This window comes from Pseudomonas tremae (genome assembly GCF_001401155.1).
GTDB lineage: Bacteria > Pseudomonadota > Gammaproteobacteria > Pseudomonadales > Pseudomonadaceae > Aquipseudomonas > Aquipseudomonas tremae.
Genome location: NZ_LJRO01000413.1, coordinates 1 through 9,672, shown reverse-complemented (window position 1 = coordinate 9,672; position 9,672 = coordinate 1). Strand labels below are relative to the sequence as shown.

Sequence of the window (9,672 nt, the reverse complement as noted above, 5' to 3'; positions counted from 1 at the left end):
TTGTTCGGAGAATCCCTAGCTCTTTGTAACCAGTCCGAATGGCCCGGATTTCGGGTGTTCCTTCCACAAATATCAGTGTGCAGACCCAATTGTTACCTTCGGAGATGCCTGCCGCAGGCTCAGGCGGGCATAACCAATTTGCTCTTATAACAGGTGCTGCAACATGGTTGCAAAGTCTGGCGCTGAGGCACCGTCAGTAGGCGCAACGTGCCCATGAACGTTAGCAGCCGGCGCAGCTGTGTTGTGAAGTGGTCACGGCCAACCAGCTGCGCTAGGGGGGAGTGAAAGAATGGCTTCGCCTGTGCGGGAGGATATTTCGACCTGTCCAAAAAAATGATCATTCGAGGTCATCGCTGTGTGGTCCTTGATGGGATCGATAGATAAAACGGAAAAAATCGTACGCCTAGCATGTAGCCTTTCAGGTTGAATCCATAGAAGCTGACCGCGAGGTGTAAGGAAATACCAAAGCTAGGTTTTGTAAGAAAAGTATTGCTGCCTACAACGTAGGCTGCAGGCCAGCGTGATCATGGCTGCGTAGCTCTTGGCCAGCTTGTCGTAGCGAGTGCCGATTCGGTTGTTCTCTTTTAGCCAGCCAAACATCCGCTCAATTATGTTGCGCTGCCGATACTTTGGACGATCAAAGAGTCGGGGCAAGCCAGGCCGGGTTTGCGTGGCATGGCGCGTGGCGGGATCACAGGCTGCATTCGATAACGGTCGCAGTAGTAACGCAGGTGTTCTGCACCATAGCCTTTGTCAGCCAGTAACCATCTACTGCGCTTTCGTGGTCGCCCCGGCTTACCGGGAACGCGCACCAGATCCAGCAACGACTGGGCGTGGGCGATATCGCTGGCTTGTCCCGGTGAAAACATGAAGCGCAATGGTACGCCATTAGCGTCGTAAACCATATGAATCCTGGTTGTCAGGCCGCCTCGACTGCGCCCCAGAGCATGGTCTAGCGGTTCTTCAGGCCCCCTTTTTCCGGCGCCTGAAGAGGCTCGGGTTGCACGTACCGCCGTGGAGTCGATCATCCAGGTGTTCAGATCGATCAGTCCCTGCTGATTGAGTCGAATGTAATGGTCAACGGATCCCGAACACGACGTTAAGGTTTTCTCGTACTGAGCGGGCGCCAGTCCATCATTGAACTGGTGTGGCCGAACCCGGTTGTAGCGATGCATCAGATAATGACTAATATCCCCTTGTGCCTCTTGGGCCGTCATGTAGCCCACGGCGGGTATCCACTCGGTTTTCAAGCTGCGGAATACACGCGCCATCGGCGAGTTGTCGTAGCAATTACCTCGGCGACTCATGCTCTGGCGCACGCGATATCGCCAAAGCCGCTTGCGAAACTGTCGGCTACCGTATTGGGCGCCCTGGTCCGAATGAAACAGCAGGCCCTGAGGCTTGCCGCGTTGCTCATAAGCCATGTCCAGCGCCTTGATCACCAAGTCCGTATCCGATTTTTTTGAAAACGCCCAGCCCAGCACCCGACGCGCATAAAGATCCATAACCACCGCCAGGTAATGCCATTTTCCTTGCGCCCAGATGTAGGTGATGTCGCCACACCAGACCTGATTGGGCGCGGTTACATCGAACTCCCGATTCAAAATGTTCGGAATGTCAGGTCGCTCCACTGTTGCTTTTTTGTAATCATGCGAACCCGGTTGCTTGCTGATTAATCCCAGTTCCCGCATCAGGCCACGCACCTTGAACCGACCGATTTGCTCGCTATCTTCCTGCATCAACGACACAATACTGCGGCTGCCAGCAGCGCTTCGACTTTGTGTAAACAGCTCATTGAACCGCCCGCGTAGCCGCACCAGTTCGGAGTTGGTGGACCGGCGTCGCAAGCAATGGTCGTAGTAGCATGAGCGAGGTATCTCGAACACTTCGCACGGCAACTCGATCGGCTCATGGCACTGAGCTGATCGATCAGCGCATGCGCTCGTGCTCTTCCGACATCAAGAGCGCGTTGGCCATTTTTAAAATGGATTTCTCCCGCTCAAGGCGAGCGATCCGGGCTTCCTGCTCTTGAATTTTCTGCTGCTCGGGCGTCAGGGCTTTGCTCTGGGGCGTTACGCCATTGCGCTCCTGCTGGAGCTGGCTCACCCAGCGACGCAGCGCAGATTCCACCACCCCGAGCGAGCGGGCGGCTTCGATATGGCTATAGCCTTGATCGAGCACGAGGCCTGCGGCCTCGCGCTTGAATTCAGTGGAGAAGGTACGGCGTTGTTTTGTCCTCAGACACCTCTATCTGGCGACATTCTTGCCTAAGTGAGTGTCCGGAATCATTAGACCAGTACAAATATTGCGCAGTGCTGGCTTCGGCAAACAGTCGGTTTTGACCCTGCTAACGGCGACTGCCGTCGCCTACCTGATGTCGAGCCTAGGGGCTGTACGAAAAGTGGCTGCGGTTATGCTGCGTTAAAAACAGGCTCGGATGCGAGTCCAATCGGAATGCTCATTTACAACACGTAGAGTCGAACGCCACCCCGGCCGTTCCTCGCCTGTTTTTGCCTTGCCTGACCTTCGCGCGCCGACTTTTCGTACAGAACCTAGTAGCGGCATGTCTGGGTTTATTACGTCCACTGAGTCACCCATCAGACCTTTCAGGTGACATCAGCAATATCGGCCGAACTGTCTTGCCTGCGATGGCGCCGTTCTGCTCTCAGGAGCTGGCCGCTATGGGTGTTATCGGCAGTGTCATTCAGGTTGCTCTTTGTGTCGAGTTCGCCTTGTCCGGTGCGCTGATCCGGAGACTGGTGCAGAACCTCTGTGCACACTGCTCGCTTTTCGCAAGCCATAACGACAACGTAGGGGTTGTTGATCGGATACGGCGCAGTCACCTCGATGTTACTGATTCTGCTGGTTGAGCCATTAGCCGACCTGTCCCATGTTGTCCCTGTGGAACTATTTTTTGGGCAGCCAGCGCTGACTTAACGGCGTACCATCGTGCGCTCCAGAATTCAGCGCGTGCAAGTAAGCCTCATAAGCAGTCCTGACCGACGCCGGGACACCTAGGACCGGGGGGCGTAACGACACCAGTGGTTGAGCTCCTTTGTCCATCATTTCGCCTGCTACCTTCTCAATAAAACGCTGACTATTAAGGTGACGCAAAGTTACTACTTCATCGATAAATGCACTGGCTTCAGCGTTACCTATATTCGGATATCTTGCTGCAATGCCGGCACGGAGCATAGTTCGATTATCGGTGGTAAAGTTATTTTCGCCGTTAGCCACATATGCTGGCATAAGTCCCGACAATGCTGCAGCGGAGGCCTTGATCGTGCCTAACTGTGGTGACACGATGACCGATGCAACCTCGGTTAAGGTTTGATTTTTTACCTCTGCGGCAACCCCGTCCAGGTTGCCCTTTTGTTCGTTGGTTTGCCGCTGGAAGTAGTCTCGGGCCGCCAGATAGTTTTCTACTTGATTCTGCAGTACCTGTTTATCTGGCGGTTGACCGCTATCTAACTGCCAGGTTTTTAGATATGTCTGGATCTGTACTGATGGCGCACCTTCTAACAGCATTTGTGATAGCTTTTCTGTTTGCTTTTCGGGGAGCCTGGTCATTTCCTCAAGTATACGATCCAACGCGTGGTCCTTATAGCTATGCTGAACATTAGTGGCCAGCTGAGCAACTGCCGCCCCGACAATAATTAAACCATTATCGCTATTGGAGCCGCGACTTTGCAAGCCTATTACTGTCTTGAAAGGCTGGTCGCTATAGACTTGATCGTAGTCATATATAGGTTCTAGGTGGTCAAGAAGACTGCCTAGTATGGCCGCTGCGCTACCCGGCTTATGAATATCTTGACCCATGGCGTACACATAATAGTCCGCATCTAGCACCTTCTTTGGCTCCCGTGAGTCTTGTCCTAGCGAACTGTAATGTAGTCGCAATGCGAAACCATTCTCTAGTTTTGTTGGGCGAATATCTAATTTGTCAACTTTATGTATAGCGCTTTTGGCCAGCTCTGGCGCGAATTTTAGTTGATTGCCATCCAGCAATACCGGATTCGTACTGCGGGTAAACCAAACCGCATTTGCCCCAAGCTCCCCGGCACGTTCAGCTGCATCAATGCCTGCATTTGGTCCATGTATCACCACCGTTTTTCCAGCAAACGTCTGGGGAGAGGCATCACTCGCTCGCATAAACTCATCCAGGTCCAGCACCTTGCCACGCAAGGCTTTCTGCTCATGCAATTTGATGTTGTCCAGTCGTTTTTCTGCTTGAGTGTGTGATGTAACGCTGTTCCAGATACTGGTATGGGGTCCGGCACCAGTCCCCAGTACAATCTGTCGGCTTTGCAAAATCTGGCCATTGTCCAGATTTATTCGAAAACAACCGTCATCCAATCGCGAAATGCCTGTTACCTGTGCTTTCAAATGTTCTGCGCCTAACTCCACTGTTCGCGTCAACTGTCTTCGGTTACTCGCAGAAAATTCGGCACGAGCAGCATAGTTAGGATCATATTTTGGAACCTGTTGGTCCCATTGGCTTATAATTTCAGTCTGGTGGTTAATATAACCTTTCCCACGAACATTCTCGGCCCAAGAGTCGTCCTTGCCTACAATACTGACTTTTCCTAAAAACGGCGTTGTTACCCCGCTATCGGCAAAGCGACCATTAAGCTCATTGAGTAGGTAGGCAACACTACTACCCACTCCGATGAATGTAAGTTCACGGACACGATGCGGATCCAGCCGACTTTTGGTATTGCTGATAGTCTGGCTAGTTGCGGAAGTTGGTAGGCTAGAATCCACAGCAGTGGGTCGCATGTGATGCAAGCTGTGCCCGATAAGCATTGTGTGGTGCTCTCTCTAAAATCAGTTAGGAAGCATTAAGATCTAATACGAGCTTGCAATACCTGCCCGTTTTTGTACTACTATGGAAATTCTCGGTTCAAATTTTCCTTCGCATTGGCCGCGGCTTGCGGCGATTATGTAACAGCACGTCAACTTGGGTAGGCACGGTACGAGTGGTAGCAATATGTTTTGCAACCGCAGTTTTGGAGCTTTCAATAGCGATCGCCCCTAGGTCAACGTCTTATCCGGCGTTATCGTTTGCCAGGCGGTATCGCTGAGACTGTTTTGGTGACGCAAATAGCTTCTCGTGGTTTCAACTTGGGAATAGTGACGTCTCTTTTCTCTTTCAGCTTCCCCCCCCCCCTTCCTTAATTTGCCCCTGATCGAGTTTCAACTCATCAGAAGTTTGAGGGGTAATAAGCTGATCTGCCAGTCCCGCCACGGACGCGATTAGTCACGGATATTACCTCTAAATGGTAGTGATTTTCGCTATGAATTTGCCTTTAGACCCTTAGTCATTCAATGACATATTCTCTTTCTTTACGCCACTGTCAGTCTGTGGCGCTATGCAAGAAAAAGGTTCCTGAAAGAGGCTAGCTTTTGCTGGAAAAAAACAGGTGGGCCGGGCAGGAAAATCACTTTGCCTTGGCCGACGCGGCGCAAATTGCTCATCCAAGCCCAAAACAAACGCCACCGGCGCTTATGAATAATGACAGGGCCAGCCTTGCGTTCGGTCACTTTGCTATCAACGTGTTTGGACTGTGCCGCAAAAAAACCGGTGCTTCAATCTGGATACATAAATTCCCAGCGCCTTCTGAAATGCATATGACTTGGATCGTAAGCGGCCGGCGAATACACCTTCAAACCCCCAGCATTAATGACGATGGTGTCCACTTTGAAATACGTGGACACCATAGCCCTTATTGCCAGGTTCACCATGCGTCAACGCACAACTTATCCCAAGCTCTTCAAGTCTCAAATCGTCCAAGAATGCCCGACTTTATAAGGATTTTAGCAAGAATTGATTCATGATCTGTAGTACGTCGTAATGATGGTCCTTAATAAAGAAATGGCCGCCGTCGAATGCTTGGAAGGTGGTTTCACCAGAGGTTACGTCGCGCCAACCCTGGGCCACGTCGGGACCATGGGTGGAGTCTTGGCGACCGCTCAAAATCAAGAGGGGGATCGGCAGGCGGGGTTGCGGCTGCCAGCGATAGCTACGAACTAGGGTCAGGTCTGCCTTGATGGTCGGGAGGAAGAAACTCATCAGTGCCCGGTTGCTCAGGACAACTTCGGGCGTACCGCCGTAGGCGCGGATAAGGGCAATTGTATCATCGTCGGAAAGTGCTGGCTGCGCTACCGGTTCGAAGTAGGCGGGGGCTTTGCAGCCAGACAGGATCAAGCCGCGTGGCAAGGGTAGCTGTCGCTCTGCCAAGGCTCGGCATATCAGGAAGGACAGCAGGGCCCCGAAGCTATGGCCGAAGAAAGCGAAGGGTTTCTGGCAGTCGGCGAAAAGCGGCACCAGCGCCTGGACGAATTCCTGGACGTCGGCATAGGACGTTGCGGGGCAACTCCCTCGGCCTGGCAGTTCCAAGGTGATCCACTCGATGGAGGCATCGAGCCGGCTCGCCCAGCCTAAGTAGGCCTGGGCGTCGCCACCGGCATAGGGAAAGGCATAGAGGGTGCGCGGTCGTTGCTCGCGGCTGGCCCGTACCAGCCAGGGGTGGTCATTGGTTGAGGACATGGCTAGGTCTCAGAGCAATAGGGAGTAGGAGGTCGCGCGTCGAGCCGGCAACCGTTCAACAACCGACCCCTAGGCCGGGTCGCTCGGCCTTGACCAGCACGGCGGCATTGCCTACGACTTCTCCACTCAGTAGCGCCTGATGCGCCCTAGGTGTCTCCTCGAAGCGATAGAGGGTGTTCAGGGTCGGCACTACCCGGCGTTGTTCGACTAGTTGCAGGAATTCCTGGCACTCGCGGATGTTGGCGTAGTGGGAGCCCTGGATGCGCTTCTGGTGCATCCACAGGTGGCGGACATCGAAGTCGCAGTTGTAGCCGGACGTGCCACCCACGATGACCACCATGCCGGAGCGGTCGCAGATCTGCAGCGAGGTGGGGAAGGTGGCTTGGCCGGAGTGCTCGATCACCACTTTGGGCAGCTCCTTTTTCCCCAGCGTCATGAAGAAGTCGCGACGGAAACTCGCGAAGCTTTTGGTCCAGGCGCTGTGAGCGTCGGAGTTCAAGTCCGGCAGACGTCCCAGGTGCGGATAGTCGGTTCTGAGCAAGTACCCCACGGCGCCGAGTTCGCAGGCGTAGCGGCCCCTGTCTGGACTGGACACCACGGCCACCGGCAGCCCCCCGAGCGCGCGGGTCAACTGGATAGACATAGAGCCCAGGCCACCTGCCGCGCCCCAGATCAGGACTGCGTCTCCAGGCTTGACGGTATTGGGTGCCCAATGCGTGAGCTGCTTGTAGGCGGTCGGACCATTGAGCATCAGGGTGGCACTTTCCTCCCAGCTCAGGAACTTTGGTTTTGGGAAGCATTGGTAGTCTTCGACGAGGGTGTATTCGGCGAAGGAGCCGTAGCTGGTCTCGTAGCCGTAGATTTCCTGGTTGCTGCAGAACATGGGGTCGGGGGCGACGCGCGATTCGATGGCCGTGGCGTCGTAGACCGAGCAGGACACCACCACGGTATCGCCCACCTTGACGTGGGTGACAGCGTCGCCCACGGCTTTCACGTAACCGGAGGCTTCCGAGCCTCCGATGTGGAAGGGTTCGGCGTCACGGTTCCGCTTGCGCCGCGCGGCGATGATGTCCACCGGCTTACCCTGGGCGGCCCAGACGTTGTTGTAGTTGAGTCCGGCTGCCATCACTTCGATGAGGACCTGATGCGGACCCAGGGTGGGGATCTGGACCTGTTCGAGCTGGATGGCCTGCTGCGGTTCGCCATAGCGCTCGGGGCGGATCAGAAAGGCCTGCATGGTTTCAGTCAGTGCTTGATTCATGGGCTTCCTACTGGTTTTTAGGTTGAGAATCGGTAAGGCCGATCTGGGGCTAGTCGAGAGGGAGGCCTCGTTCGGTCGCCCCCCTGGTGGCGACCACGATGCCGGAGGCCGTGGCGCAAGGCGTCCCTCGCGAGTTGGTCAGGACCGCGGAAACGAATGTCAGACCCGGTGCCTGGCGATCGAGCCGTGTCGTGATGTAGCAGGGGAGGTGACGTACCTGGCGCAGCAGCTTCACCGACAACTCGATGACGCCCGCAGGCGTGTGACCGAGGGCGGCATGACCGCCGAGACCAATGGCGGCCTCCAAGGCAGCGCAAAGCACGGCACCATTGATACCAGGCAGGGTCATGTCTCCGAAGGCGCCACCATGGGTCGGGCACGACTCTGCTATGGCTAGGCAGACCCTGTCGGCGCTCAGGGTAACGACGCTCAGGCCCAGGCTCTGGAAGAGTGGCGACCGATCCAGGATATATTGGAAGTTCTCCGAGGTCATGACGCCGCTCCGCTGTAGTCCGCCAGCACCAGGATGAGGTGCTGTGCGGTTTGCTGCACCTCATCGCTGAGCAGGGCGAAGTGCCGTCCAGACGTCTTCACCACCTGCGTCAGGCGTGGCCAAAGTTGCGGCCAGGTGTCGCTGGCGCCCGCTGCGGAGGCCTGCTCCGCCTGCAGCAGCAGGACCGGAGCCTCCAGCGGCAGGGGGCTCCAGCGGCCAAAGAGCTCCAGGTAATAGGCCATGGCGCTCAGGCCGTCGTCGTCGGTCGACCAGAAGTCGCTGCGGCTTTCCAACCAATCGCTCAGGACTTCCTTAAGGACCGCCGAACGCATGGCGGCCGGCGGGTAGGTGTCGATCAGGCAGAGGGCCGCGGGGTGGATGCCGCGCTGTTGCAGGAGCTCGGCGACTGCATAGGCGACCAGTCCGCCGGTGGAAAAGCCGAGCAGCGTGAAGGGGCGACCGGCAGCGCAGGCTTCGACGGCGTGCGCGAGCGCCACTGCAACAGCTTCGGCGGAGGCCGGCAACGGCCCGTTATCGTAGCCAGGCAGGGGCAAGGTGGCCATGTCATAGTGGCCTTTGAGTTCGCGGCCCAAGCGCTGATAGGTGAGATTGGCCCTTGCGGGCAGAAAGGAGTTCAGGCAGATGAGCAGTGGCCGGTCACGCTCTTGTCGCGACCAGCTGGGCGCGGGCGCGTGCCCTTCGGCGGCATCCGGGGCAAACGTCGGACGTTTGGCCGCGAATTGCGCCAATCGTTCCAGCCCCTGTGCCAGACGCCCCTGCCGCATAGCCTCGCGCAATTCTTCGAAAAGCATGCCCACTGTCGCGATGGTTGGCGCTGGGGCGCGCTCCGGTTGGTCTAGGCAGGCGCTCAGGTGGTCGGCCAAGGCGCTGGGGGTCGGATGGTCGAACACGGCCGTGGACGGCAAGCGGATGCCGGTGGTGGCCGCCAGCCAACTGCCCAACTCGACGGCCGTGAGGGAATCGAAACCTAGGACAAGGAACTCGGTATCCCCAGGTATCGCCGCTGGATCGGGATGCTCGAGCACCTCACCGACCCCTTGGGCAATCACCGCGAGCAGGCGTGTCCGCCGCTCGGTGGGAGCCAGTTTCGCCAACGCTTCGGGGCCTTGGCTTGCCGTCTGCCCGCTGCCTTCGGCGAGCAATTCGCGCAGCAGCGCCAGGGGGCCATGGCGGCGGAGTGCCGGCAGGTCCAGGCGTGCAGGAATCGCGAGGGGCGGCAGGGAGCCGGTCAGCGCCAGATCCACTTGGCTCAGGCCATCCTCCAGGGCGATGGGCAACTGACCTCGGTCGAGCAGTTCCTGGATACCCGCGGCGGCCATTCGTTCACCCATGGCCGAGCGCTCGGCC

5 protein-coding genes and 2 pseudogenes are annotated in these 9,672 nt (G+C 56.6%); all 7 read right to left on the bottom strand.

From position 1 onward, the window contains the following. Nucleotides 1-468 precede the first annotated feature (468 nt). Nucleotides 469-1,073: pseudogene (locus ALO43_RS30805) on the bottom strand (IS5 family transposase); the annotation flags it as partial. Between the two features lie 12 nt (nt 1,074-1,085). After that, nucleotides 1,086-2,241: pseudogene (locus ALO43_RS31060) on the bottom strand (IS3 family transposase); the annotation flags it as partial. 666 nt (nt 2,242-2,907) lie between these two features. Continuing rightward, nucleotides 2,908-4,806, bottom strand: coding sequence for a type III secretion system effector HopAD1 (hopAD1, locus tag ALO43_RS22670; RefSeq protein ID WP_011105124.1), 1,899 nt, complete (start codon nt 4,804-4,806; stop codon nt 2,908-2,910). 1,000 nt (nt 4,807-5,806) lie between these two features. After that, a complete protein-coding gene (locus ALO43_RS22665; RefSeq protein ID WP_005894403.1) occupies nt 5,807-6,550 on the bottom strand; it encodes a thioesterase II family protein in 744 nt (247 codons plus the stop codon). A 55-nt stretch (nt 6,551-6,605) separates the two neighbouring features. Further along, nucleotides 6,606-7,811, bottom strand: coding sequence for a crotonyl-CoA carboxylase/reductase (ccrA, locus tag ALO43_RS22660; RefSeq protein ID WP_011105123.1), 1,206 nt, complete (start codon nt 7,809-7,811; stop codon nt 6,606-6,608). Nucleotides 7,812-7,860: 49 nt separating this feature from the next. Next, nucleotides 7,861-8,304: a PaaI family thioesterase gene (locus tag ALO43_RS22655; RefSeq protein ID WP_005894402.1), complete on the bottom strand. Its 444-nt coding sequence runs from the start codon at nt 8,302-8,304 to the stop codon at nt 7,861-7,863. Then, the coding region (locus ALO43_RS22650; protein WP_235812547.1) for an alpha/beta fold hydrolase at nt 8,301-9,672 on the bottom strand (1,372 nt) is incomplete at its 5' end. The genes ALO43_RS22655 and ALO43_RS22650, both read right to left, overlap by 4 nt.

Excerpts from the sequence above, each read along its gene's own strand:
- ALO43_RS22655 (WP_005894402.1), bottom strand. The coding sequence starts at position 8,304 with ATGACCTCGGAGAACTTCCAATATATCCTGGATCGGTCGCCACTCTTC.
- ALO43_RS22665 (WP_005894403.1), bottom strand. The coding sequence starts at position 6,550 with ATGTCCTCAACCAATGACCACCCCTGGCTGGTACGGGCCAGCCGCGAG.
- ccrA (WP_011105123.1), bottom strand. The coding sequence starts at position 7,811 with ATGAATCAAGCACTGACTGAAACCATGCAGGCCTTTCTGATCCGCCCC.
- hopAD1 (WP_011105124.1), bottom strand. The coding sequence starts at position 4,806 with ATGCTTATCGGGCACAGCTTGCATCACATGCGACCCACTGCTGTGGAT.